This window comes from Chitinophaga chungangae, assembly GCF_017742215.1.
Taxonomy (GTDB): Bacteria; Bacteroidota; Bacteroidia; order Chitinophagales; family Chitinophagaceae; genus Chitinophaga; species Chitinophaga chungangae.
In genome coordinates, this window is sequence record NZ_JAGHKP010000002.1 from 1125253 (window position 1) to 1149970 (window position 24718).

General features: G+C 52.1%; 20 protein-coding genes. 12 read left to right on the forward strand and 8 right to left on the reverse strand.

Annotated elements, in window-relative coordinates; translation table 11 throughout:
• Positions 1–540 precede the first annotated feature (540 nt).
• Positions 541–1947 (forward strand): MATE family efflux transporter, encoded by a 1407-nt coding sequence (locus J7I43_RS12820; protein ID WP_209146075.1) that lies wholly within the window; start codon positions 541–543, stop codon positions 1945–1947.
• 51 nt (positions 1948–1998) lie between these two features.
• Positions 1999–2922 (forward strand): PfkB family carbohydrate kinase, encoded by a 924-nt coding sequence (locus J7I43_RS12825; protein ID WP_209146076.1) that lies wholly within the window; start codon positions 1999–2001, stop codon positions 2920–2922.
• A 156-nt stretch (positions 2923–3078) separates the two neighbouring features.
• Here J7I43_RS12825 and J7I43_RS12830 read toward each other — a convergent pair whose 3' ends face one another.
• Positions 3079–3879 carry a S1/P1 nuclease gene (locus tag J7I43_RS12830; protein WP_209146077.1) on the reverse strand — a complete coding sequence of 267 codons (801 nt, stop codon included), beginning with the start codon at positions 3877–3879 and terminating at the stop codon, positions 3079–3081.
• A 130-nt stretch (positions 3880–4009) separates the two neighbouring features.
• Between J7I43_RS12830 and uvrB the strand changes: the two genes are divergently transcribed.
• From uvrB to J7I43_RS12850, 4 genes are all read left to right on the forward strand, one after another.
• Entirely contained in the window at positions 4010–6058 is a 2049-nt protein-coding gene (gene uvrB, locus J7I43_RS12835) for an excinuclease ABC subunit UvrB (RefSeq protein WP_209146078.1), read from the forward strand.
• Between the two features lie 415 nt (positions 6059–6473).
• On the forward strand, positions 6474–7859 hold the full coding sequence (locus tag J7I43_RS12840; protein WP_236023361.1) for an ammonium transporter: 1386 nt from the start codon (positions 6474–6476) through the stop codon (positions 7857–7859).
• Positions 7860–8110: 251 nt separating this feature from the next.
• Positions 8111–9118 carry a porin gene (locus J7I43_RS12845; protein WP_236023393.1) on the forward strand — a complete coding sequence of 336 codons (1008 nt, stop codon included), beginning with the start codon at positions 8111–8113 and terminating at the stop codon, positions 9116–9118.
• A gap of 164 nt (positions 9119–9282) precedes the next feature.
• Positions 9283–9945 (forward strand): DUF2461 domain-containing protein, encoded by a 663-nt coding sequence (locus J7I43_RS12850; protein ID WP_209146081.1) that lies wholly within the window; start codon positions 9283–9285, stop codon positions 9943–9945.
• Positions 9946–10067: 122 nt separating this feature from the next.
• On the opposite strand, the gene J7I43_RS12855 is transcribed toward J7I43_RS12850, so the two are convergent.
• Both J7I43_RS12855 and J7I43_RS12860 read right to left on the reverse strand, forming a co-directional pair.
• Positions 10068–10319 carry a hypothetical protein gene (locus J7I43_RS12855; protein ID WP_209146082.1) on the reverse strand — a complete coding sequence of 84 codons (252 nt, stop codon included), beginning with the start codon at positions 10317–10319 and terminating at the stop codon, positions 10068–10070.
• A 479-nt stretch (positions 10320–10798) separates the two neighbouring features.
• Positions 10799–11788 (reverse strand): aspartate-semialdehyde dehydrogenase, encoded by a 990-nt coding sequence (locus tag J7I43_RS12860; protein ID WP_209146083.1) that lies wholly within the window; start codon positions 11786–11788, stop codon positions 10799–10801.
• Positions 11789–11887: 99 nt separating this feature from the next.
• Between J7I43_RS12860 and J7I43_RS12865 the strand changes: the two genes are divergently transcribed.
• From J7I43_RS12865 to J7I43_RS12875, 3 genes are all read left to right on the forward strand, one after another.
• Positions 11888–14095, forward strand: a complete 2208-nt coding sequence (locus tag J7I43_RS12865) for a lamin tail domain-containing protein (RefSeq protein ID WP_209146084.1) — start codon at positions 11888–11890, stop codon at positions 14093–14095.
• 209 nt (positions 14096–14304) lie between these two features.
• Positions 14305–14925, forward strand: coding sequence for a DUF5606 family protein (locus J7I43_RS12870; RefSeq protein ID WP_209146085.1), 621 nt, complete (start codon positions 14305–14307; stop codon positions 14923–14925).
• Positions 14926–15011: 86 nt separating this feature from the next.
• Entirely contained in the window at positions 15012–16730 is a 1719-nt protein-coding gene (locus J7I43_RS12875; RefSeq protein ID WP_209146086.1) for a M3 family oligoendopeptidase, read from the forward strand.
• 51 nt (positions 16731–16781) lie between these two features.
• Here J7I43_RS12875 and J7I43_RS12880 read toward each other — a convergent pair whose 3' ends face one another.
• The 5 genes from J7I43_RS12880 to J7I43_RS12900 are packed head-to-tail and all read right to left on the reverse strand — an operon-like array spanning position 16782 to position 20414.
• A complete protein-coding gene (locus tag J7I43_RS12880; protein WP_209146087.1) occupies positions 16782–17210 on the reverse strand; it encodes a Fur family transcriptional regulator in 429 nt (142 codons plus the stop codon).
• An 11-nt stretch (positions 17211–17221) separates the two neighbouring features.
• Entirely contained in the window at positions 17222–17848 is a 627-nt protein-coding gene (locus J7I43_RS12885; protein ID WP_209146088.1) for an SCO family protein, read from the reverse strand.
• A gap of 37 nt (positions 17849–17885) precedes the next feature.
• Positions 17886–18467, reverse strand: coding sequence for a hypothetical protein (locus tag J7I43_RS12890; RefSeq protein WP_209146089.1), 582 nt, complete (start codon positions 18465–18467; stop codon positions 17886–17888).
• Positions 18460–19788: an ABC transporter permease gene (locus J7I43_RS12895; RefSeq protein ID WP_209146090.1), complete on the reverse strand. Its 1329-nt coding sequence runs from the start codon at positions 19786–19788 to the stop codon at positions 18460–18462. Before J7I43_RS12895 ends, J7I43_RS12890 begins: the two co-directional genes overlap by 8 nt.
• Complete coding sequence (locus J7I43_RS12900; RefSeq protein WP_209146091.1) at positions 19785–20414, reverse strand: ABC transporter ATP-binding protein; 630 nt, start codon at positions 20412–20414, stop codon at positions 19785–19787. The genes J7I43_RS12895 and J7I43_RS12900 overlap by 4 nt, the downstream gene beginning before the upstream one ends.
• Positions 20415–20579: 165 nt before the next feature.
• Here J7I43_RS12900 and J7I43_RS12905 point away from each other — a divergent pair, with 165 nt between their 5' ends.
• The 3 genes from J7I43_RS12905 (at position 20580) to J7I43_RS12915 (ending at position 24662) form a co-directional block, all read left to right on the forward strand.
• Complete coding sequence (locus J7I43_RS12905; RefSeq protein ID WP_209146092.1) at positions 20580–20993, forward strand: MerC domain-containing protein; 414 nt, start codon at positions 20580–20582, stop codon at positions 20991–20993.
• Positions 20994–21110: 117 nt separating this feature from the next.
• On the forward strand, positions 21111–22337 hold the full coding sequence (locus tag J7I43_RS12910; RefSeq protein WP_236023362.1) for a GTP-binding protein: 1227 nt from the start codon (positions 21111–21113) through the stop codon (positions 22335–22337).
• 108 nt (positions 22338–22445) lie between these two features.
• Positions 22446–24662: a TonB-dependent receptor gene (locus tag J7I43_RS12915; protein WP_209146093.1), complete on the forward strand. Its 2217-nt coding sequence runs from the start codon at positions 22446–22448 to the stop codon at positions 24660–24662.
• The last annotated feature ends 56 nt before the right edge of the window (positions 24663–24718 follow it).

Below are 24718 nucleotides of genomic sequence, written 5' to 3' on the forward strand. Positions count from 1 at the left end.
TTTTTATGCGGGGCATAAAAAAAACTGCCCTGTTAAACGTAACAGGACAGTCCGATCCATCTATCAACTAAAAGAATATAAAGTAACATTAAAGGAAGAAACATGCTCCGGAACAGCGGACTGATCACAGCGCCGCTGTTCCCTGGGGCATGGGTGAAATCCAAGCATGGTTTCCGTTAAATAATCTGGATTTCAGTTATGTTTCCGGTTGTGATACGTGGGTAAAACGGGGAAGGACTTCAAATGTTACAATCCGGCACGGAAATATTTGAAAATTACCGGGTTGTGCGCCTCACTTCCTTTACCGGAGGGCTTTTCCTGACAAAATCCTTTCGTCATGCCGGGCGGGTGGACGATGCCGTTTCGTAAAATAACGCGCGGCCGGATCAACTAATCATTTACCTTTGTGGCCTTCAATCCACTGCATATGATAATCTGATCAGTCGGCTGCTGTATGCTGACAAACCTCGCTCTCAACGATCCGCGTTTCAGCTGAAACGCTATGTAATCTCCTTTTAATTACTGAAAACAAGTGAAACAATGTCGCACGTAATGTCGCGTACAAAAAAACTATTTACGCTTATCAAAGAAGCCCTGAAAGGGGAAGAACGGGTATATACCGAAGGAAGCATCAACCGCGCGCTCATTTTGCTGGCCATCCCGATGGTGCTGGAAATGAGCATGGAATCGCTTTTCGCACTGGTAGACGCTTATTTTGTGGGTCACCTCGGCAAGGCGGCCATCGCCACCGTGGGGCTGACGGAATCGGTGCTGAGCCTTATTTATGCATTGGCTTTCGGCATCAGCATGGCCGCAACCGCAATGGTAGCGCGCCGGATCGGGGAAAAAGACCCGGAAGGCGCGTCGAAGGGCGCGGTGCAGGCGCTGTACCTGGCGCTGGGATTTTCGCTCGTGGTGAGCATCGTGGGATTGATCTGGTCCCGGGAAATATTGCTGCTGATGGGTGCAGACGCGGCGATGGCGGAATACGGGCAGGGCTATACTAAAATCGCCATGGGCGGCAATGCGGTGATCGTGCTGCTGTTCATCATCAACGGAATTTTCCGCGGCGCCGGCGACGCCAGCATTGCCATGAAAAGCCTGGTACTAGCGAACGCCCTTAATATCGTGCTGTGCCCGCTGCTTATCTACGGCTGGGGGCCTCTGCCGCCGCTGGGGCTGGAAGGCGCGGCCATCGCCACCATGATCGGCCGCGGCACCGGGGTGGTCTACCAGGTGTATTACCTGTTGGGCGGTAAAAAAACGATCACCGTCAACTGGCGGCATATCAAGCCAAGGCTCCCCGTTATCCTGCAAATGATGAAACTGGCCGCGGGCGGTGCTTTGCAGATGCTGATCGGTTCCGCCAGCTGGATCTTCCTGATGCGCATTATTTCGCAGTTCGGCGAAGACGCGATGGCCGGATATACTTACGCGATCCGCATCATCGTGTTCGCGATATTGCCGGCCTGGGGCCTTGCCAATGCAGCAGCCACGCTGGTGGGGCAGAACCTGGGCGCGGGGGAGCCGGAAAGGGCTGAAAAAAGCGTCTGGAAAGCCGCTTACCTCAATATGTTTTTCCTCGGCGGCATTTCCGTGATCTTTATGGTGTTCGCGCCGGATATTTTACGCGTGTTCTCGCAGGACCCTGCCGTGCTGGCTTATGGCATCGAAGGGCTGCGGCTGATCAGCATCGGGTACGTGTTTTACGCTTTCGGCATGGTGATGGCGCAATCGTTTAACGGCGCCGGCGATACGAAAACGCCGACCTACATCAACCTGTTCGGTTTCTGGCTGCTGCAGATCCCGCTGGCCTACCTGCTGGCCATCGTGCTCAAATGGGGCCCCACCGGCGTATTCTGGGCCATCGTGATCGCCGAATCGTCCATAGCCGTAACGGCCATTATTATATTCCGGAGAGGGAACTGGAAGAAAGTAAAGGTTTAATAGCGAATTTGTTACATTTGCTGCGTTTTTAAACCTCTAATCTTTTTATACATGTCTCTTACCGTAGTGGGCACCATGGCGTTCGACGATATCGAAACGCCGTTCGGGAAATCAGATAAGATCGTGGGCGGTTCCGCCTCATATATCGCATGGGCGGCTTCCAATTTTGTGCAGCCCATAAACCAGGTGTCTGTGATCGGGGGAGATTTTCCCCAGGAAGAACTGACCGCCCTCGTCAACCGCGGTGTTGCGATGGACGGTGTGCAGGTGAAAAAAGATGAAAAATCTTTTTACTGGGCCGGCCGCTACCACCTGGACATGAACTCGCGCGATACGCTGGTGACGGAACTGAACGTACTGGCGGATTTCCAGCCGGTGATCCCGCCATCTTACCAGGGCAGCGAATTCCTGATCCTCGGCAACCTCACCCCGCAGGTGCAGATGAGCGTGATCAACCAGATGAACCCGCGCCCGAAGCTGATCGTAATGGATACGATGAACTTCTGGATGGACGTGGCGCTGGAAGACCTGCTCAAAACCCTCAAAATGGTGGATGTGCTGATGGTGAACGACAGTGAAGCCCGCCAGCTGACCGGTGAATTTTCCATCGTAAAAGCGGCGAAAAAGATCCTGACCATGGGCCCGAAATACCTGATCATCAAAAAAGGCGAACACGGCGCGTTGCTGTTCCATGAAAATCATGTGTTTTTTGCGCCCGCCCTGCCGCTGGATGAAGTATTCGATCCCACCGGCGCGGGAGACACTTTTGCGGGCGGATTTGTAGGCCACCTCGCCAAAACAAAGGATATTTCCTTCGAGAACATGAAAACCGCGATCATCGTAGGTTCCGCCATGGCTTCTTTCTGCGTGGAAAAATTCGGCGCACAGAAGCTGCGGGAGATCACGAAAGAGGATATCAGCGCGAGGCTCGAACAGTTCGTTCAGCTCGTGAATTTCGATATCGACCTGGTGTAGCCGGTTTCATAAACGGCTTAGCATAAAAAGAGCGCGCAAATACTGCACGCTCTTTTTTTATTAAAAAAGTATTTAATAATTCTTTCACGGGAATGCCCCGCCAGATAAGCTCTTCGGGGGCAGATGTTGTATATGAAAGGAAGTATTTAAGAACTTTTACCGGTAAATATCGTTCAACACTTTCGCCAGCCTGAGACCGCCTTTCAGCAGCTGGTTGTTCAGGTCGTTCACGAACACATAATTATAACGGTAGCTCAGTTTCGCGCCGTTGGGGGAGCCGTCGTACACTTTGTCTGACAGTATATGCGACTGGTACATCCAGTCGGGAATGCCGCCGGACTGCATGGTTTTTACATCGGCGGGCGTTACCACGCGGGTGAGGATGTTGGTGTATTCGGTATAGCTGTACTGCTGGAAATCGATGAGGTATTCATCCCAGACCTTATGAAGATTGGTAGGCCGGTCGAACCAGCTGAGCTGCACCTTGTTGCCGCCCATGTCTTCGTCGCGGCCCACGTGCAGGGGCTGGTGCATGTCGCCGATCATATGCACGAGAAAGGCGAGGGCGAAACGTTTGCGCGCGGGCGTGGTGGAAGCTGTTTTAAGCTCTTTGATCATGGCGAGCGTCTGGCTGTAGAGGTTTTCGCCTTTTGTTTCTTTCAGCAGCCGGTCGAATTCCTGGCGGGAAATATGGCCGGGAAAATCGAGGTAATGCCAGCTGGAAGTATGGTTATACTGCCCGGTGGTGTCGGATTTGATGAAATCGGGCCAGTTGGCGATCATGGCCAGGCTTTCTTTGCCGATAATTTTGCTGACGCCGAGTTTGGCTTTGGCGGTCAGGTAAAAAGACGCGATTTCCGCTGTAACTCTGTGTCCTGTGGAGCCCCAGGCATTCGCCCGGATACTGCCGGCCAGCATGATGGCTGCCAGCGCCAGGCCGAAAAAGTGTTTCTTCATGTAAACAGGTTTGTCGAAATTTGTACCCGAATTTCGGACGGAAAATCTGAATTGAGAACAGAAAACTTTAACAAGTTATTCCCCCGATAAAATCCGACATTCGTTTTCCCGGATACAAAATCAGTAATTTATGCCTTTTAAACTCCAGGCTCCATATAAACCCGCCGGCGACCAGCCCGCAGCCATCCATCAACTGACGGAAGGGCTGCAGGACGGGGAGCTCGCTCAAACCCTGCTGGGTGTTACCGGCTCGGGCAAAACGTTCACCATCGCCAATGTGATACAGAACACGCAGAAGCCCACGCTGGTGCTGACGCATAATAAAACCCTCGTAGCCCAGCTCTATGGCGAGTTCCGGCAGTTTTTCCCGGAAAACGCCGTGGAATATTTCGTGAGTTATTACGACTATTACCAGCCGGAAGCCTACATGCCGGTGAGCGATACGTATATCGAAAAAGACCTCGCCATCAACGAAGAACTGGATAAATTGAGGCTGAGAGCCACGTCGAGCCTGCTTTCCGGCAGGCGGGACATTATCGTGGTGGCCAGCGTGTCCTGCATTTACGGCATGGGTAACCCGACCGACTTCGAAAACGGGATCATCCGCATCCACAAAGGGCTCACCATCGGGCGCAACACGCTGCTGCACGGGCTGGTAAACGCTTTATACAGCCGCACCACCGGCGATTTTAACCGCGGCAACTTCAGGGTGCAGGGCGATACGGTGGACATTAACCTGCCATACGTGGATTACGGCTACCGCATCACGTTCTTCGGAGACGAGATCGAAGAGATCGAAAGTTTCGACGTGAGCAACGGCAAACGCATCGGCGTGCTGGAAACGGCCGCCATTTTCCCCGCAAACCTTTACCTGGCGCCGAAAGACCTGATGGTGCAGATCCTGCACGAAATACAGGACGAATTGGCCGCGCAGGTGGAATATTTTAAAGCCGAAGGCAAGCTCATCGAAGCGCAGCGTTTATCCGAGCGCGTGAATTACGACATAGAAATGATCCGGGAGCTGGGATATTGCAGCGGTATCGAGAACTATTCGCGGTTCCTGGACAGGCGCAGGCCCGGAACACGGCCTTTTTGCCTGCTGGATTATTTTCCGAAAGATTTCCTGCTGGTGATAGACGAAAGCCACGTAACCATTCCGCAGGTGAGCGGGATGTACGGCGGCGACCGCTCGCGCAAGCTGACGCTGGTAGACTACGGATTCCGCCTGCCCAGCGCGCTGGACAACCGGCCGCTGAACTTCCATGAATTCGAAAACCTGCTGAACCAGACGATTTTTGTAAGCGCCACCCCCGGCGAATACGAACTGAAACAAACCGAAGGCGTCGTAGTGGAACAGGTGGTAAGGCCCACCGGCCTGCTGGACCCGCCGATCGAAGTGCGGCCGAGCAAAAACCAGGTAGACGACCTGCTGGACGAGATCGACAAACGCGTGCTGAAAGGCGACCGTGTGCTGGTGACCACGCTTACCAAACGCATGGCCGAGGAAATGGACAAATACCTGCATCGTATCAATATAAAAAGCCGGTATATCCACTCCGAAGTGGATACGCTGGACAGGGTGGAAATCCTGCGCGACCTGCGGCTGGGGAATATCGACGTGCTGGTAGGGGTGAACCTGCTGAGGGAAGGGCTTGATCTGCCCGAAGTGTCGTTGGTGGCGATCCTGGATGCGGACAAAGAAGGATTTTTGCGGGACGAGCGTTCACTGACGCAGACAGCGGGCCGTGCGGCGAGGAATGTGGACGGTTTGGTCATTTTTTATGCGGATAAGATCACCGACAGCATGCAGCGCACGATCGACGAGACGGACCGCAGGCGGGAAAAGCAGCGCAAATACAATGAGATTCATGGTATTGTGCCGAAAACGGTGAAAAAATCGAAAGAGCAGATCATGGGGCAAACGTCTGTATTGTCTATCCGCAGCTTCGACGAGAGCAGCCCGTACGCCGTGCACGATGAAATGGCCGTGGTGGCGGACGAAGGAGTTGTTTTTAACCAGAATACGATCCAGAGCATTCCGCAGATGGAAAAATCGATCCAGCGGGTGCGGAAGGAGATGGAAAAGGCGGCGAAAGACCTGGATTTTATGGAAGCGGCCCGTTTGCGCGACCAGATGTTTTCCATGCAGCAGGAACTGGAGAATATGAAGCGGAAATAGTTGCTGAAACAACAAACATTAAATAGAATTATTTGTAATATGAATGAAGGGATAGTCCTGTTTTTCGATAAACAGTATTATCCCTTATTATATTTAAATCCTTTATGGTCAAGTCTTTCGGGGCATTTTTCCAAATTTACGGTAGCACATTCATACCGCCGGATTAGATTTTCGTAATTTGTTGATCGTATATGCTTTAATTCGTTGATAAATAGCTAATTATACTCCATTTTCAGCCCTTCTTTACCCTTCCATATTACCCAAAAACATAATTTATATTATTACTAATCGATATATGATTGTTTTTGGAGCCCCATATTTCCCCATATTTTCAAAGTTTTCCAATTTTCGGGCCTTCTATTTGAGGTTTTAAATCACCTGCCTACTTTTATTACGAAATTTAAAACGATACGCTATGAAGAAAATTTCATTTCAGGATTATCTGCCATTCATATTTTTGACTGCGCTTGCAGTAATTGGCATCTTTTTTCCAACAGTGCCTACTTTTTCTGACGCAAGCAAGTACAACGCGGCAGATGTTGCCTGGATTCTGGTGGCAACTACCCTCGTATTCTTAATGACGCCTGGTCTCTCCTTCTTTTACGGAGGTATGGTGAACAAAAAGAATGTGATCTCTACCATGATGCAAAGCTTTATCGCGACCGGCCTCATCAGCATTATCTGGGTGGTGGTTGGCTTCAGCCTTGCATTCGGCGAATCCCAGGGCGGCCTGATCGGTAGCCCCACCACTTACTTTTTCTTTAATGGCGTAGGTTCCGGGCAGCCCTGGGGCACTATTCCCTTATTATTGTTCGCGCTGTTCCAGCTGAAGTTCGCCGTGATCACCCCCGCCCTCGTGGTTGGCGCCGTGGCCGAGCGTATCCGCTTCACTTCCTACGTACTGTTCATGGTACTGTTCAGCCTCCTGGTGTATGCGCCCATTGCACACTGGACATGGCATTCTGAAGGCATTCTCTTTAAACTCGGCGTGCTCGACTTCGCGGGTGGTACCGTGGTACATATTTCCGCAGGTTGCGCGGCCCTCGCAGGCGCCATCGTGCTGAAACGCCGTAAGGACCACATCCAGAAAAAAGAACTGCAGCCCGCCAATATTCCTTTCGTACTGATCGGTACCGGCCTGCTCTGGTTCGGCTGGTTCGGTTTCAACGCAGGTTCTTCACTGGCTGCAAACGGCCTCGCCGTTTCCGCTTTCGCTGCTACCAACACTGCTACTGCCGCTGCCGGTCTCTCCTGGATCTTCTTCGACGTGATCCGCGGCCGCAAACCTTCCATGCTCGGTTTCTGTATCGGCGCTGTAGTTGGTCTCGTTGCCATCACGCCCGCCGCCGGTTATGTGGGTGTTCCCCAAAGCCTTTTCATCGGCTTCGTTGCAGCGATCATCTCTAACCTGGTGGTTCATTTCAAAAACAAATCATCCATCGACGATACGCTGGACGTATTCCCCTGCCATGGTGTAGGCGGTATGACCGGCATGCTGCTCACAGGCGTGTTCGCTTCCACCGCTATCAACCCTGCCGCGGCAGATGGTTGGGCTTACGGAAACTTCAGCCTGTTCTACAAACAAGTGCTCGGCCTGCTGCTGGTGGTAGCTTACAGCTTCACCGTATCCTGGGCTATCTTCAAGCTGATCAATTTCATTCACCCGCTGCGCGTATCTGAGGAAGAAGAAGAGCTCGGCCTGGACGTTACCCAGCACAACGAGATCTACCATCCGAACATGATGAGCATCAACGGCAATGGCAAGATCGCCGAGGAAGAAGTAGGTGTTCAGCACCACTAGTCCTTACATCCCTTACAATTTTTATCAACCAGTATACTTAGTTTTTTTGTTTGATCCGGAATTATTGTTTGTCGCCACGGTAGCCGAAAAACGCCGTGGCGGCAAGCGGTCCGGACCCGCTTTGCCCCGGCCGAATCAGCGCCTTAACGTAAAATCAGCAGCCATTCGACGATCATTTTATTAACCAATTTTCTAAAATTCCCATGATGATGAGAAAAAGTTTATTCGCAATCCTGGCTGTCTTGTTCGCTATGTCTGCCCAGGCCCAGGATTCCTTACGCTTACTGCCTCCCGGTTTTAAACTGTCCGGTTCCGCCGACGTGTATTATAAATACAATTTCAACGAAAGCACCGACGGTAAGACCAGTTTTACCAATACGCACAATTCTTTCGAATTGAACATGATCTCCCTCAAGCTGGAAAGCTCCTTCAAAAATGTGGGCATGGTGGCGGATATCGGTTTCGGTAAAAGAGCGGAAGACTTCTCTTACAACGACGACAAAACCCGTCTCGCCATCAAACAGCTGTACATTTCCTATGCGCCGGCCGAATGGCTGAAATTCACCATGGGCAGCTATTCCACGCATGTGGGCTACGAACTGGTAGACGCTTACGCCAACAGGAACTACAGCATGTCATATATGTTTTCCTATGGGCCCTTCTTCCACACCGGGGTAAAGGCAGATTTGACGTTCGGGTCGCACAGCTTCATGGTGGGGGTGTTTAACCCGACGGATTTCAAATCCGCCACCTGGGGTGGGATCAAATTCATCGGCGCACAGTATGGATTTGCGCCTTCCAGCGTGCCGTTCAAGTTTTACCTGAACTATATCGGCGGCAGGGATACATTCCAGACCCGCAACGACCAGCTGGACGCGGTGATCACTTATCAGCTTACGCCCAAGTTCGGCCTCGGTTACAACGGTACGTACTCCATGTATAAGAACGGCGTGAACACGAACTGGTACGGTTCCGCGCTGTACCTGAACTACGACCCGGTTGAAAGCCTGGGCTTCACGCTGCGCGGCGAGTATTTCGGCGATAAAGACAACATCAAAGTATATACTGATAAACTGGAATATCCTGAAGGCGGGAACATTTTCGCCCTCACGCTTTCCGCTCAGTACAAGGTAGGCGGCTTTACGCTGATCCCCGAGGTGCGGTTCGACAGCGGATCGAAAGACGTGTTCTTCGACAAGAACGATGCGCCGAAAAGCTCTTCAGCCAACGTTTTGCTGGCGGCGATCTATAAATTCTGACCTTAATTTACAGGCTCATATAATAAGGTTTAACACGACCACAATGCTTCGGAGGCCGGTTATTTTAGCCGGCCTTTTTTATGCTCCTGTTTTGCCCGGCGGAAAATTTCCGCTTGGCAAACAGGAGTTTTTGTATCTTTTTGCGCCCAAATGGGGGTAAAATTATGCTACAACGTTCCACATTGAAATTCCTGAAAGACCTGAGGCAACATAACGAGAAGCCCTGGTTCGACGATAACAAAACCCATTATCAGCAGGCGAAAGAGGATTTCGAGAGCCTTACCCGGCAGTTGATAGACGGTTTGGCGCGCATAGACCCGGCGATGGAATCGTTGCAGGTCAAAGATTGTGTGTTCAGGATATACAAAGACGTTCGCTTCTCGAAAGACAAAACGCCTTACAAAACCAATATGGGCGCGTATTTCGCAAAGGGCGGCAAAAAGAGCCCTTATGCGGGATATTATTTCCAGCTGGAGCCGGGCGGAAACAGTTTTGTAGCGGGCGGCCTCTGGATGCCCGAAGCGCCGGTGCTCAAAAAAGTGCGGCAGGAAATCGATTATAATTTTGAAGAGTTTCAGGGCATCGTTGGCCAGAAAGACTTTATCCGCGTATTCGGCAAAGTGAACGGCGATTCGCTGAAGTCGGCTCCGCAGGGTTATCACGAAGACAATCCGGCGATTGCATATATTAAACTGAAAAGCCTGGTGGTGAATTCAGGCTTTACTGATGAAGAAACGATCCAGCCGACATTAGTTAGGGAAATACTCAAAAAATTCGCGGTGATGCAACCCTTTATCAATTTTCTCAATCACGCGCAGGACGAATAATGGCCTTTTTTGCCTCCCGGACTAGTTACCGGAGAAAAACTCTTTTTGGGGAAGTTCTTCCGGCAACTAGTGTCAATACCAATACATGAACAGGACAGAAACAGTTGGAAGAAAACAGTAAATCAATTCTTGTGTATCAAAAACTCAAATGGGCGTGATTTACGGTTCTTCAATAGATTTTCTTTGTCAACCCTCGTTTGCGCAAACTGCTGGTTATAAACGTTCGCTACTTCGATGATCGGGATGATACCGTCTAATGTATCTTTCTGATCGACAATGTTCATGATGCGGGAGACTTGTGAGGAAAAGTTAGTGCTCCACTCTTCTGTAAACTTGTGCATTAACAAAAGTTCACGGTTCGTGTTGGTTTTCATAGGATAAAGGGTGTTTAGTTTGATAGTTTAGTTTTCATGGAAAAGTCAGATAAAGAATTTATTAGCATAGGATTGTAATTCAAAGTTGGAGTTTATCCCTCACATATCTATACTACTTCTGTGTAGTTTTTATTAGCAATGCATTAACAAAAAATGAACGAAGGAATAATAGTTGGACAGGTAGCACGCTCTCAGTGCACGCAACGACAGATTTTCGTATAACCCACATCGTATTTTTTTGACGGGGAAATGAAATTACTATAAAAAATTACAAATTCCAAATGTTCAACTGTATAATTCCTTGACCCTAAAGGTTCGATGACAGGCTTGTGAAATTCCCGGCCAAAGCCAATTGAAAAATCGGTTGAAAATAGCCAGTGGTAATTGATTGAGCTACAACTGCATAAAGGATTTAAACAAAAAGGCTGAAGAACGTTACAACGCGCTTCAGCCTTTTTAAAATTTATTTTTTAACCGGCTTATAACCAGTTCTTTTCATTGAGGTATTCCGCAATTTGTACAGCGTTGGTTGCCGCGCCTTTACGCAAGTTGTCTGCAACGATCCAAAGATTTAACGTGTTAGCCTGCGATTCGTCCCGGCGGATGCGGCCCACAAAAACCTCGTCTTTATCATGTGCGTCTTTCGGCATCGGGTACACGGCGTTCGCCGGATCGTCCGTCACTACCAGGCCCGGCGCAGCGGCCAGCAGGCTACGTACTTCCGCCAGGTCGAAGTCTTTGGCGAACTGGATGTTCACGCTTTCGCTATGACCGCCCATTACCGGTATTCGTACAGTCGTGGCCGTTACTTTCACATTTTCGTCGCCCATGATCTTCACGGTTTCTTTCACCATTTTCATTTCTTCTTTCGTGTAACCGTTGTCCAGGAACACGTCGATCTGCGGGATCACGTTCAGGTCGATCTCGTGCGCATAAGCCTTCGGGCCTTCAACGCCTTTGCGCTCATTCATCAGCTGATCAACGGCTTTTACGCCGGTGCCTGTAACGGATTGATAAGTGGAAACCACAACGCGCTGAATGCCATACTTCTTATGCAGCGGCTCCAGTACCAACACCATTTGAATGGTGGAACAGTTCGGGTTCGCGATGATCTTGTCTTCCGGCGTCAACGCATGGGCGTTCACTTCGGGCACTACCAGTTTTTTGGTAGGGTCCATGCGCCAGGCTGAAGAGTTGTCGATCACCGTGATGCCCGCAGCGGCAAATTTGGGCGCCCATTCCAGGGACGTGCCGCCGCCGGCGGAAAAGATGGCTACGTTCGGTTTCATGGAAATAGCCGTATCCGCGTTCACAACTTTGAACTGCTTACCCTTGAATGTCACTTCCTTGCCAACAGATTTCTCGGAAGCTACGGGTATCAGTTCCGTTACGGGGAAATTCCTTTCCGCGAGTACTTGCAACATTTTAGAGCCTACCAGTCCGGTCGCTCCTACTACGGCTACTTTCATTGTTTTATTTAATTATTAAAATGAGGACCCAAAATTAATACAGAAAAAGAAGAATTTTTTAAATTCGGTGAGTTTGTTAACCTATTAAATAGTTCTATCATGCAACCCATTGTTTGCGGCCTCCTCATGGCCCTGTTGCCCGTGGCTGCCACGGCGCAGTTTTCAGAATCTTTTACGGACGGTGATTTTTCTCAAAACCCGCGCTGGCAGGGCATGGACACGTCGTTCCGGGTAGAAGGCGGCATGCTCCGCAGCAGTCATTCCCAGCCAAACAGCTCCTTTTATCTTTCCACCGCGTCCGCCGCTGCGCTCGCCACGCAGTGGGAATTTACGGTGCATCTCGACTTTTCCACCTCCGCCCTGAATTATGCGGACGTGTTTCTCACCGCGGAAACGCCGCAGCTGGAAGCGGGATATTTCGTCCGCATCGGGTATACCACGGATGAAGTAAGCCTTTATTACAAAAACCGCGAAGGTTTTACCACTAAGCTCATCGACGGCCGGGACGGCGTTACCAATCACGCGCTGCAGCTGCGCGTCACCCGCACTTCCGGTGGCGTATGGACATTATATACCGATGGCGTGGAAGAAGGTAAGGTTAGGGATACTACCTACATGTTATCTGCCTGGTTCGGCGTGATGGTACGGCAATCCACCGCATCGTTTTTCGGCAAACATTTTTTCGACGACATCGGGATAAAACCGCTGGACGCCACGCCGCCTTACGTTCCGCGGCGTTACGATGTGCTGATACACGAGATCATGGCAGATCCTTCGCCCACGGCCGGTTTGCCGGAAGCGGAATACGTGGAGCTGCGGAATGTGAGCGGGAAAGATATTAACCTGGGCGGATGGTTGCTGAAAGGCAGAAGCATTCACGCTGTATTGCCTGCGTACAAGTTGTTAGCAGACAGTATAGTGGTGATCGCTTCCTCATCCAATGCTTCAATGTTCTATCCTTCTCTCAGCGGCGGCAGTTCATTTTCTATTTCGAATGAAGGGGAGTTGATGGTGTTGTACGATAATAAAGGACAAGTGATACATGCGGTGGATTTCCGCGCGGAATGGTATGGCGGCGGCGTGCGGGCGCAGGGCGGTTGGAGCCTTGAAATGAAGGACGTGCGATGGCCCTGCGCCTGCGCGGAGAATTTCGGGCCGGGCGGCACGCCGGGGAAAAATAACCGGGTGGAAGAAAATATCGAAGCGCCCGTTTTGCCGCGGCTGCTGCATGTTTCCGTGGCGGATGCGCAGCATGTGCGCCTGCACTTCAGCGCCCCGTTGGACAGTGCGGCCGCTTCGCAGGCGGGCCGCGCGGATGCGCCGTTGTTCAGTACGTTGCTGATCGGTTTGACGGTGCCCATGACTGCCGGAACTATTTACGATCTGAACGTGGCCGGCCTGAAAGACTGCGCCGGCCGCGGGTTACCGGATGTCAGCGTACGGTACGGCCTGCCACAAATCGCCGATACCGGCGATCTTGTATTCAGCGAATTGCTGTTTGACCCGCCACAGGGCGCGCAGGATTTTATCGAGTTGTACAACCGCAGCACGAAGCCGGTGGAGCTTAACGGTCTTTATTTCGCGCAGCGCGACGAACCGGGCGGGCTGAAACCGGCCGTGCCGCTGGTGCAAACGCCTTACCTGCTGATGCCGGGCGAATACATCGCGTTTTCGGAAGATGCGGTTTCGGTTTGCCGGCATTACGCCTGCCTGGGCCGCCTGGAAAATATCGCCGCGCTGCCGTCTATGCCGCAGGACGAAGGAACGGTGGTATTGTTGAGGGCAGACGGCCTGGAGCTGGACGAGTTCGGTTACAAAAAGGCCATGCATACAGATGTTTTCCACGACACGAGAGGCATATCGCTGGAAAGGCTGTGGATGGACAAAGCGGCGCCGGAGCCGGGAAACTGGCATTCCGCCGCGTCTACCGCAGGTTATGCCACGCCGGGCTATCGCAATTCGCGCCGGGCGCCGGAGACGGCGGGAGAAGAAGGTTTCAGGCTGGAGCCGGAAAAGTTCAGCCCGGACAACGATGGTCACGACGACCTGGCGTTTATCCACTGGAATCTTCCCGCGGCGGGTTTCACCTTCAACATTACCGTGTATGATGCCGAAGGCCGAGCCGTTCGCCAACTGGCGCAGAATGTGATGGCAGGCAGCAGCGGCAGCATAGGCTGGAACGGCAGTCTGGAAAACGGGATGCCCGCGTCACCGGGGATTTACGTTATTTTTGTCAGGGCATACGATGGCGAAGGCAGGGTAAAACAGTGGAAATCCGCCGTGGCACTGCAGTTGGACGGAAAATGACGGAACGCCCGGCCGAATTTCGCCTGGTTTTGCTGAAAAGATCCTGAACGGCTGTACAAGCAGGCCCTCCCGGGATTAACAATTTTAACCAAATCCGCTTCTATGGCTGGTTTTACGGCAATGCCGGCGCCGGGGCGGAAGGGGTGAAAATTTGTCAGCATTATATCTATTGCTAATTTTTTATATTTGCCGTTCTTAAAAATCAATTCATGCAGTACAGAGAAATTGTTGCAGTAACCGGATTAGGCGGTTTATTTCAATTGCTGGCCAGCAAACAGGACGGCGCTATTGTAAGATCGCTGGAAGATAAAAGCACCCGCTTCGTATCTTCCCGGGTACATAATTTTACCCCATTGGAGAGCATCGAAGTATTCACCACGGGCGACAACGTGAACCTGACAGCGGTTTTCAAAGCAATGCAGGAAAAAGAAGCGCAGTTTGCACCTGCGGACGCCAAAGCGGATAACAACGCCATCAAAGCATATTTCAAAAACGTATTCCCCGAATTCGACGAAGACCGCGTATACGTAAGCGATATGAAGAAAATGGTGAAATGGTTCGCCATTCTCAAAAAGAACGACCTCCTGAAATTCGAGGAAGAAACAGAAGAAACCGTAGCGGAAGAAGCTGCCCCCGCACCTGTGGAGGAAGCCAAACCCAAAGCCAAGGCAAAAACAAAGAAAGAAGAAGCTGCAGGCGAAACGCCCGCCGAAGAGAAACCGGCCCCGAAGAAAAAAGCCGCCGCTAAAAAAGCTGCTGCCGACGCTGAGCCCGCAGAAGGAGAGGAAAAGAAACCAAAGACCACCCGTAAGAAGAAAACAGAAGAATAAAACAGAACTGCCGATACCGGACTGGGCTGTACCTTGAACATGGTACGGCCCTTTTCTTTATTTTTACTATCCTTAATTTTTATATCATGCAAAATGCTCATATCACTGCCCCGGCAAGGCAGTTTTTACCGAAAGACTTTACCGTAACCACCTGGGACGCATTGCAGCCGTATTTCGAAACCTTGCAGAACAGGGAGATCGACAGCAAAGAAACCATGGAAAAGTGGCTGGCGGACCTCAGCGAACTGGAAGCCGTGATCAGTGAAGACGCCTGCTGGCGCCAGATCCGCATGACGCGCGACACGGCGGACAAATCTTACGAAGAAGCGTTCACTTACTTCTGCATGGAAATTCAGCCCAAGCTGCAGCCCTACGCAGATGCGCTCAACCGCAAGCTGCTGGCGAGCGGGTTTAAAGACCAGCTCGATCAGCAATTGTATTTCACATACCTGCGCAACGTTCAAAAACAAGTGCAGCTGTTCAACGAACAAAACATTCCCATCCAGGCGGAACTGAGCGTAATGGCGCAACAGTTCGGCGTGATCTCCGGGGCCATGACCATCAACATAAACGGTCAGGAATTTACTTTGCAGCAGGCCGCCAAGTTCCTGGAAAGCCCGGACCGCAGCCTGCGCGAAGAAGTATTCACCAAAACCAATACCCGCCGCCTGCAGGACAAGGATAAACTGGACGAGCTTTACACTTCGCTGGTGGGCAAACGCCACCAGGTTGCCCTGAACGCCGGTTACGAAAACTACCGCGACTACAAATTCGTGGAACTCGGAAGATTCGAATACACCAAAGAAGATTGTTTCCAGTTCCATACCGCCATCAAGGAACATATCCTGCCGCTGGTGCGCCAAACGCTCGAGCGCCAGCGCGTAAAACTCGGGCTGGACGAGCTGCGCCCCTGGGACAGCGACGCGGAGCCGGAAGGCACGCAACCGCTGGAACCGTTCAAAAGCGGCGAAGAAATGCTCAACAAATCGATCCAATGTTTTAATGAACTGCGGCCGTTTTTCGGGGAATGTCTCAGTGTGATGAAAGAAATGGGCCGTCTCGACCTGGACAGCCGCAAAAACAAAGCGCCCGGCGGGTATAATTGTCCGCTGGCGGAAACCGGCGTGCCGTTTATTTTCATGAACGCCGCAGGGCAGATGAAAGACCTTACCACTATGGTGCACGAAGGCGGTCATGCCGTACATTCGTTCCTCAGCCATCCGCTGAAACTCAGCGCCTTTAAGGAATACCCGATGGAGATCGCGGAAGTGGCCAGCATGAGCATGGAATTGTTTACGATGGACCACTGGCATATTTTCTTTGACAATCCCGAAGAACTGCGCCGCGCGAAACTGCAGCAGCTGGAGCGCGCGATCGTGATCTTCCCCTGGATCGCCACGATCGACAAATTCCAGCATTGGGTATACGAACATCCGCAGCATACGGTGGAAGAACGCACCGCTGCGTGGACGCGCATCCTGGATGAATTTTCTCCCGGAAACGTGAACTGGGAAGGATTTGAGCATTTCCGTGCCGGCAGCTGGCAAAAACAGCTGCACCTGTTTGAAGTGCCGTTTTATTACATCGAATATGGTATTGCACAACTGGGCGCTATCGCAATGTGGAAACAATACAAGGAAAATCCCCAGCAGGCGCTCGACAATTACGAAAAAGCGCTCAGCCTGGGTTACACCAAAACCCTCCGCGAACTGTACGCCGCCGCGGGCATCCGTTTCGATTTCTCACCGGAATATGTGAAAGAGCTGGCGGGTTTCGTGCAGCAGGAGATCGATAAGATCGTGTGACAAAAAAGGCGCCCCATGCCGGGCGCCTTATAAAAAATTCGGAGAAATAATTTAGTGACAAGCCTTGCAAACTCCGCTCACCACCACTTCCACATTGTGAACGTCGTATCCCTTCGGCAGAGACAGCACCGGGATGTCCGTTTCTTCAAGACATTGCGTGCTGCCGCATTCTTCACAACGGAAATGCACATGATGATCGTGATGCTCATGCTCGCGGCATTCCGAACGGCAGATCGCATAACGAACGGAAGTGTCAGTGGTCGGGATCTTATGTACGATGCCTTTGTCGAGGAAAGTTTGCAGCGTACGGTAGATCGTAACCCTGTCAAACGACTTTCCGCTCAGTTTCTCAAAATCCGCGTGCTCGAGCGCGCCGTTGCTTTTGAGGAACAGCTCCAGTATTTTCACCCGCGTATCCGTCACGCTCAACTTGCTGGACTTCAGCAGTTCCACAATAAGCTCTTTGTTCTTTGAAGCCATGTTAAAAACTTTTATTCATGTACAAGCCGGTCGATGTCCGTGATCAGCTTTTCCACATCTTTTATTTTCGTTCCTTCATACAGCCCGCGTATCCGGCCGTCGCCGTCTACCAGCGCAAACCATTGCGTGTGTATGAAATCGTCCGGCCCGGTGTACTGGCCATCGTCTACCAGGTAACTTTCGCGCGCCATTTTATACAGCTCGCGTTTGTTGCCCGTGAGGAAATGCCAGTTCTTCGCGTCCGCGCCGTGTTTTTCGGCGTATGCCTTCAGCACCGGGATGGAATCATAATCCGGGTCGGAGGTGTGCGACAGGATCATGAAATTCGGGTTCGATTTATAAGCGGCATAAACCTTTTCCATGTTCTTGTTCATCACGGGGCAGATGTTGGTGCAGGTGGTGAAAAAATATTCCGCCACATAGATCTTCCCCCGCATATTGTCCTGCGTGATGGTATCCCCGTTCTGGTCCACAAAAGAAAAGCCCTGCACTTTATGCCCGGGCGTGCCCAGCACCGGCAGTTTCTCTTTCCCGAAAAATTCCCCCGTGCCTTCTTTGATCATCAGCCCTGAATAGCCCATAAAAGCTACGCTCAGCAGCACAAAAAAGATGATATAGAAGATCGCTTTTTTTGACATATCAATTCAGCTTAAAATCTGACCTGTAAAGTTAAGACTATTTGCCGATCAGCACGGCATCGTCCAGGTTATAATATAATTCATAAATGTTTTTCTCGTTGAGCCTGAGCTTTCCTTTAAATTTCACGTAATCATCCGTTTCAAATTCAGGTTTGCCGGATTTGAATTTCAGCGCCATGATCGTTTCCGGTCCCGCGCCGCCGCAGAAAAAACAGGAGCTGTTCGGGTTGGCGGAAAGCACGTACATGCCGCCTTTTACGTCTACCGGTATCACGTAACCGCTGATCACGATCGTTTTCCCGTTCATGGCTTTGATGTTGCGTGAAAAGGACGGGTAAAGCATGGGCATCTGCATCTTTTCGTCCCACTTGCGGTCGAAGATCACGTCCGCCAGCTGTTTCCAGGAAACGTTCACCGCCGCCGTGTCTACCCAAACCCGCGTCATGGGCACGTCTGTAGTGGAAACGGGAAGACTGGCGCCCGCTTTTTGCCTGAGCTCCAGCACCTGGCCGAGATAACCGGCCGCAGCGCCGCCATGTCTGCAGTACTGCGAAATGTTGGAGCAGGAAACCATCAAAAAAGCCATCAGGCCGAGTAATATTTTTTCTGTTTTAAGCATTGGCGAGCGTTTTGGAAATATTGAGCCTGAAAGCCCTCACAGCAGGGAAAAGCGCGGCCAGCAAACAGGCGGCCAGGATGGCGGCCGCGGTGTAACCGTCTGCGGCGGTGATTTTCCAGGCGTTGGAAAAATTCAGGTGATAATGTGTAAAGATCTCTTGTTGTAAAAGGAACAAAGCGGCGCGGCTCAGCAAAAATCCTCCGATGATGCCCGCCAAAGCCAGCATGGCCGCTTCGGAAAGCACGAGGCCCAGCAGTTTTGCCCGTCCGCTGCCCATGCTGCGCATCAGGGCCAGCTCGAAGCGGCGTTCGTGCGTTCCCTGTACCAGCATTACAAAGATACTGCAGGCGGCCAGCCCGGCCAACAGCCAGCCCAATATGCGGAGTATCTCCGTGCCTGCGCCCAGCAACGATTGCAGCCGGTTCACCTCGATGGCGGGCACGGCGGCCTGCATATTCGTGTTTTCGTTGATCATCCTCGGCAGCTGCAATTGCGCCAGCGGGCTTCTGAATTTGATCAGCACCGCGGTGATCTGCTGTTCCGCTTTCGCGGGCTGCATCGCCATAAACGGCACGCCTGCGGGAGCGGCTTTTTCAGCGGCTTCTTCGTGATGATCATGCTCTTCATGACCGTCGTGCCCTTCGTGTGAAATTACGGCCTCTTCGCTGGTTTTTTTATGATCGTGCTCATCCCGGTCATGACTTTTCACGGTTTCATGGATCTGCCAGACGCTGTTGAGCGGCGTAAGTATCAGCTGGTCCAGCGAAAGCCCGGTTAGCGGCAAAATGCCCGTTACCACGTACTGATGTTCTTCATGCACATGCCCTTTTTCGCCCAGGCCATGCGTTCCCGCGAAAGTTTGACCGATTTTCAAACCCGTGCGTTTCGCAACGGTAGCGCCGATCACCACTTCCATGCTCTGGCTGAACACCTTGCCGGACGCGGGTTTTACCTGGTATTTATCGAGGTAGGCGGGCGTGGTGCCGATGATGCGGTAACCGTGATAAGAATCGCCGAGCGACAATGGGATGGCCGATTCCACCAGCGGGTGCTGCATAAAGCGGCCGGCTCCCGCGAGGGAAATATTCCCGGTGGGCGCGTCCAGATGGTATACGCTGCTGAGGATCAATTGTAAGGGGCTGCCTTTGGCGCCCAGCACCATGTCTATGCCGTCGATCTGTTTTTCGAGCTGCTCGCGGGATTGGCGGTTCAGTGAAATGAGCACGAGCAGCACGGCGGTGCTGCAGGCCAGCAGCAGCCAGCAAAGCACGGCGTAGAGCGGTTTATGTAAAAGATTTTTGAACGCGATTCGAAGGATCATAGGAGCTGGATATGGTCTTTGAAAATTTGTTTCAACCGGTTGTCGTGCGTAACGATCAGCAGCGCGGCGTTTTGCTGTTGCGCCTGTTCCGCCAGCAGTTGTGCGACGGCTTCGCAGTTATGATCGTCGAGGCTGGCGGTGGGCTCGTCTGCCAGCAGCACCTGCGGGCTTTGCAGCAAAGCCCTGGCGATGGAGGCGCGTTGTTGTTCGCCCTGGCTGAGCTGAGCCGGTTTTTTATGCAGCAGTGCGGTGATGCGGAGTTTATCCGCCAGCAGAGGCAGCCGTTCCCGCGGATGATCTTCTTTTACCAGCGCGGCGGGCAGCAGGAGGTTTTCTTTGATGCTCAGCGAAGCGATAAAATGCGAACGCTGAAAAACCAGCCCGATGTTTTTTCCCCTGAAAGCGTCCATGGCGGAAGGTTTCAGCTGTGGCAGCGAGGTGCCGCCTACCTGTACGTCTCCCGAAGCGGGGCGCAGCAGGCCGGCCAGCAGGTGCAGCAGCGTGGTTTTGCCGGCGCCGGACGGCCCGGTGATAAGCAGGGCATTCCCGCCTTCGCAGGCGAGATCGGGGAATTGCAGCAAGCGCCCGTTGGGATGGGCGTACGCGAGGTTTTTGGTGTAGATCATATCCTTCCCGGTTCTTTAAGGCAACTATGTTGCATTTCTATATTTATGAGCGGCTAAGATAGCCATCGATGCTAATAATTCTCAGAAAAAATAAATTAATTTGCAACAATGTTGCAAAAGTACTGTAGATTTGTTCCCTCACAAAATAAATTCTGACGGATGCGGATGAATGTCTTTTCAAAATGGAACCTGGACGCGGTGGGGATCGGTGCGTCTCTCGCCTGCGCGTTGCATTGCGCGTTGCTGCCTTTGCTGATCACGGCTTTGCCTTTGCTGGGGCTTGAAGTGCTGGAGAACGACAGGCTGGAATACGGATTGCTGGCGGTGTCGTTCGTGGTGGGATATGCGGCGCTTTTCAGGGGATATCGTCGTTATCACCGCCATTGGTGGCCATTGCTGTGGTTCACGCTGGGGTTTGCGGGTTTGCTGGCGGGGCATTTCCTGGCGCCGGAAGGGCTGGAGGCCGCCATTATCACGACCGGGGCTTTGCTGATCATTATTGCGCATATGTTGAATCTGCAGGGTTGTAAAAAATGCCGGGTGGTAAAAAAAGAGCGGGAAGACCGTGCCGCCGCGTGAAACGCCTGAATGCTCACGCGGTGATCCCGGCTGAGCGGCCGATGCAGCGCATGGAACGAACCACCCGCCGGGATAATCAATGCAAGTGAAACCTTGAACACAACAAACCATTTAACCATGCCCAACACACTTCAACTTTCCCCTCAAATGTTCCGCAAATTCCCGCCGAAGCTGCCTGTAACCGTGCTGAGCGGATTTCTCGGCGCGGGAAAGACCTCTTTGCTGCAACACGTATTGCACAACCGTGAAAATCTTCGTGTAGCCGTTATCGTGAACGATATGAGCGAAGTGAACATCGACGCGCAGCTTGTTCGGAATACCGGCACGCTCAGTAAAACAGAAGAAAAACTCGTTGAAATGAGCAACGGCTGTATCTGCTGCACGCTCCGCGAAGACCTGCTGCTGGAAGTACAGCGCCTTGCTGAAGAAAGGCGTTTCGATTACCTGCTCATCGAATCCAGCGGCATATCGGAACCTTTGCCCGTAGCGCAAACTTTTACTTACAAAGACGACCGGCAGAATATCGATCTCGGCGCGTTTAGCACGCTGGACACGCTGGTGACCGTGGTAGACGCGTTTAATTTTCCACGCCTGTTCGGCAGCCGGCAATTGCTGCAGGATGAAGGGCTGGCCGATGATACAGATCATCGCAGCATCGTGAACCTTCTCACCGATCAGATCGAATTTGCCAATGTGATCGTGCTTAATAAATGCGATCTCGTCAACGAAACGGAAAGGAACACGCTCAAATCTATTCTCCGCAAACTGAACGCGGACGCGCGCATCATCGAAGCGGAACAGGGAAAGGTGCCGCTTGAAGAGATCCTTCACACCAAAAGTTTCGACTTCAACAAAACCTCCCAAAGCGCCGGCTGGATAGCCGAACTGGAAAAAGAGCACACGCCGGAAACGGAAGAATACGGCATTTCATCCTTTGTATACCGCCAGCGCGCGCCTTTCCACCCTGCGCGTTTCTGGCGATTCATTCAACGGGAATGGCCCGCGGAAATCATCCGCTCTAAAGGTCTCTGCTGGATCGCCAGCCGGCCGGATGTTGCGATCAACTGGAGCCAGGCAGGCGCTTCACTGATGGCGGACCGCGCCGGGTCATGGTGGTGCAGCATCCCGAAAAATGAATGGCAGCTCGATAGGAACTCCGCAAAGATCATCTACGACCGGTGGCACCCGTTGTTCGCAGACAGGTACAGCGAGATCGTGATCATCGGCCAGAACATAGACCGGCAAAGGATTACCGCGTTGCTGGACAACTGCCTCTGCAACGATGGCGAAATAAATGAATGGCTGGATGGCGTGAAATTCGAAGATCCCTTTCCGGAGCTGTAATTTAGGCTAATCTAAAAATAAATTTAGATTGCTATTTATTTAGATTTTAAATTTGTCTCAGAAAATCTACATATGATCCCCCGGATTTTACATAGCCTGACTATATGTTTGTTCCTCACACCGGCCCTGGACGCAGAAGCGCAGGGCCGGTTAAAAGGAACGGTAACCGCCGGCCGCCAGCCCGTGCCTTTCGCTTCCGTTGGATTTAAAGATCTCAAAACAGGCGTAGTAACAGACACCGCAGGTGCTTTCGATCTGAAAAACGTGCCTGCCGGCAAACGCGTAGTGCAGGTGAGCGCCGTGGGATATGTTACCGCGGTGCAGAACGTGAACGTAAAACCTTCCGGCATCACCACTTTCAACATTACCCTCGAGCCCACTTCCTCCAACCTGAACGAAGTGGTGGTAAGCGGCACTTTACGACCCGTTACGAAAATGGAAAGTCCCGTGCCGGTGGAAGTATACTCGCCCGTGTTTTTCAAGAAAAACCCCACCCCCAGCATTTTCGACGCGCTGCAAAATGTAAACGGGGTAAGGCCGCAGCTCAACTGCAACGTGTGTAACACGGGAGACATTCATATCAACGGCCTGGAAGGCCCCTACACAATGGTGATGATCGACGGCATGCCGATCGTGAGCGCGCTTTCCACGGTGTATGGTCTTTCCGGCATACCGAACAGCCTGGTAGACAGGGTGGAGATCGTAAAAGGCCCCGCATCTACGTTGTACGGGTCCGAAGCGGTGGCCGGGCTCATCAACATCATCACCAAATCGCCCGCCACTTCGCCGAAATTCACGGCGGACGTGATGGGCACCAGCTGGCGGGAATACAGTGCAGATCTGGGCTGGCGTTTTAATGCCGGCGCAAAGGCGCAGTCGTTGCTGGGACTGAACTATTTTAATTACCAGCACCCGGTGGATAATAATGGAGACGGGTTCACGGACATTACTCTGCAACACCGCATTTCCGTGTTCAACAAATGGAACTTCCGCCGGAAAAACGACCGTGTGGCCACCATTGCCGCGAGATATTTTTATGAAGACCGCTGGGGCGGGCAAACGCAATGGAACAAATCCTGGCGCGGAACAGACAGCGTGTACGGCGAAAGCATTTACACCGGCCGCGTGGAAGTGCTCGGTCAATACCAGCTGCCAACGCGCGAGCACATCATGTTCCAGACTTCTTTTAATTACCACGACCAGAACTCCGTCTACGGCTCCACTATATTCCTCGCCAAACAAAGCATTGCGTTCGCGCAGCTGACCTGGGACAAACAGGTAGGCAAACACAACCTGCTGGCGGGCGTTCCGTTCAGGTACACCTTTTATGACGACAATACCGTAGCCACCGCTGCGAAAGAAAAAAACAATCCGGACAAAACAATCCTTCCCGGCGTGTTCGTGCAGGACGAGATCAAACTGGCGACGGGGCATAATCTGTTGCTGGGCATGCGGTACGATTACAATTCCATTCACGGCAACATTGTGACGCCGCGCCTCGCGTACAAATGGGCGCCCAACTACCGTAACGTGCTGCGGCTGAATGCCGGGACCGGTTACAGGGTGGTGTCGCTATTTACGGAAGACCATGCTGCGCTGAGCGGCGCCCGTACGGTGGTGGTGCAATCCGAGCTGAAACCGGAACGCAGCTGGAACGCAAATCTCAACTACACCAAAAAGATCCCGCTGAACAACGCTTTCCTCAACCTGGACGCAACGGCCTTTTATACTTATTTCTCCAACCGCATCATGCCGGACTATTCGAAGCCCGACACCATATTATATGACAACCTTCACGGCCACGCCATTTCCAAAGGCTTCAGTCTCAACGCCGACGTAATGTTTGCTTTCCCGCTGAAGATCATGGCCGGGGCTACCGTGATGGACGTGTATCAAAAAGAAGGGGGCCGGAAAACCCGTCAAATGCTCACCGAACGTTTTTCCGGCACCTGGGCGGTATCGTATGCGTTCAGCAGGCTGGGGCTGACGGTGGATTACACCGGCAATATCTACGGCCCCATGCTGTTGCCCGTGCAACCGAACGACCCGCGGCCGGACCAATCGCCGGTCTGGAGCATCCAGAATTTGCAGCTGACGAAAAAGCTCGGGAAGGAGTGGGAATTGTACGTCGGGGTGAAAAACCTGCTGAATTTCCTGCCGCCGAAAAATTCCATCGCGCATGCGCATGATCCGTTCGACAAACGGACGGGGTATAATGCGGACGGATCGGTTGACCCTTATAATTTGCTTTTCGACCCCACTTATGTGTTCGCCCCGAACCAGGGCATCAGGGGATTTTTAGGGGTGCGGTTCACCAAACAATAGTCTATAGCCAGGTTTATACCGCTGCGGCGCTGATCTTAAGGGATGGCGCCGCGTTT

Coding starts and splice junctions, on each gene's coding strand:
- J7I43_RS12820 (WP_209146075.1), top strand. CDS start 541: ATGTCGCACGTAATGTCGCGTACAAAAAAACTATTTACGCTTATCAAA.
- J7I43_RS12825 (WP_209146076.1), top strand. CDS start 1,999: ATGTCTCTTACCGTAGTGGGCACCATGGCGTTCGACGATATCGAAACG.
- J7I43_RS12830 (WP_209146077.1), bottom strand. CDS start 3,879: ATGAAGAAACACTTTTTCGGCCTGGCGCTGGCAGCCATCATGCTGGCC.
- uvrB (WP_209146078.1), top strand. CDS start 4,010: ATGCCTTTTAAACTCCAGGCTCCATATAAACCCGCCGGCGACCAGCCC.
- J7I43_RS12840 (WP_236023361.1), top strand. CDS start 6,474: ATGAAGAAAATTTCATTTCAGGATTATCTGCCATTCATATTTTTGACT.
- J7I43_RS12845 (WP_236023393.1), top strand. CDS start 8,111: ATGTCTGCCCAGGCCCAGGATTCCTTACGCTTACTGCCTCCCGGTTTT.
- J7I43_RS12850 (WP_209146081.1), top strand. CDS start 9,283: ATGCTACAACGTTCCACATTGAAATTCCTGAAAGACCTGAGGCAACAT.
- J7I43_RS12855 (WP_209146082.1), bottom strand. CDS start 10,319: ATGAAAACCAACACGAACCGTGAACTTTTGTTAATGCACAAGTTTACA.
- J7I43_RS12860 (WP_209146083.1), bottom strand. CDS start 11,788: ATGAAAGTAGCCGTAGTAGGAGCGACCGGACTGGTAGGCTCTAAAATG.
- J7I43_RS12865 (WP_209146084.1), top strand. CDS start 11,888: ATGCAACCCATTGTTTGCGGCCTCCTCATGGCCCTGTTGCCCGTGGCT.
- J7I43_RS12870 (WP_209146085.1), top strand. CDS start 14,305: ATGCAGTACAGAGAAATTGTTGCAGTAACCGGATTAGGCGGTTTATTT.
- J7I43_RS12875 (WP_209146086.1), top strand. CDS start 15,012: ATGCAAAATGCTCATATCACTGCCCCGGCAAGGCAGTTTTTACCGAAA.
- J7I43_RS12880 (WP_209146087.1), bottom strand. CDS start 17,210: ATGGCTTCAAAGAACAAAGAGCTTATTGTGGAACTGCTGAAGTCCAGC.
- J7I43_RS12885 (WP_209146088.1), bottom strand. CDS start 17,848: ATGTCAAAAAAAGCGATCTTCTATATCATCTTTTTTGTGCTGCTGAGC.
- J7I43_RS12890 (WP_209146089.1), bottom strand. CDS start 18,467: ATGCTTAAAACAGAAAAAATATTACTCGGCCTGATGGCTTTTTTGATG.
- J7I43_RS12895 (WP_209146090.1), bottom strand. CDS start 19,788: ATGATCCTTCGAATCGCGTTCAAAAATCTTTTACATAAACCGCTCTAC.
- J7I43_RS12900 (WP_209146091.1), bottom strand. CDS start 20,414: ATGATCTACACCAAAAACCTCGCGTACGCCCATCCCAACGGGCGCTTG.
- J7I43_RS12905 (WP_209146092.1), top strand. CDS start 20,580: ATGAATGTCTTTTCAAAATGGAACCTGGACGCGGTGGGGATCGGTGCG.
- J7I43_RS12910 (WP_236023362.1), top strand. CDS start 21,111: ATGCCCAACACACTTCAACTTTCCCCTCAAATGTTCCGCAAATTCCCG.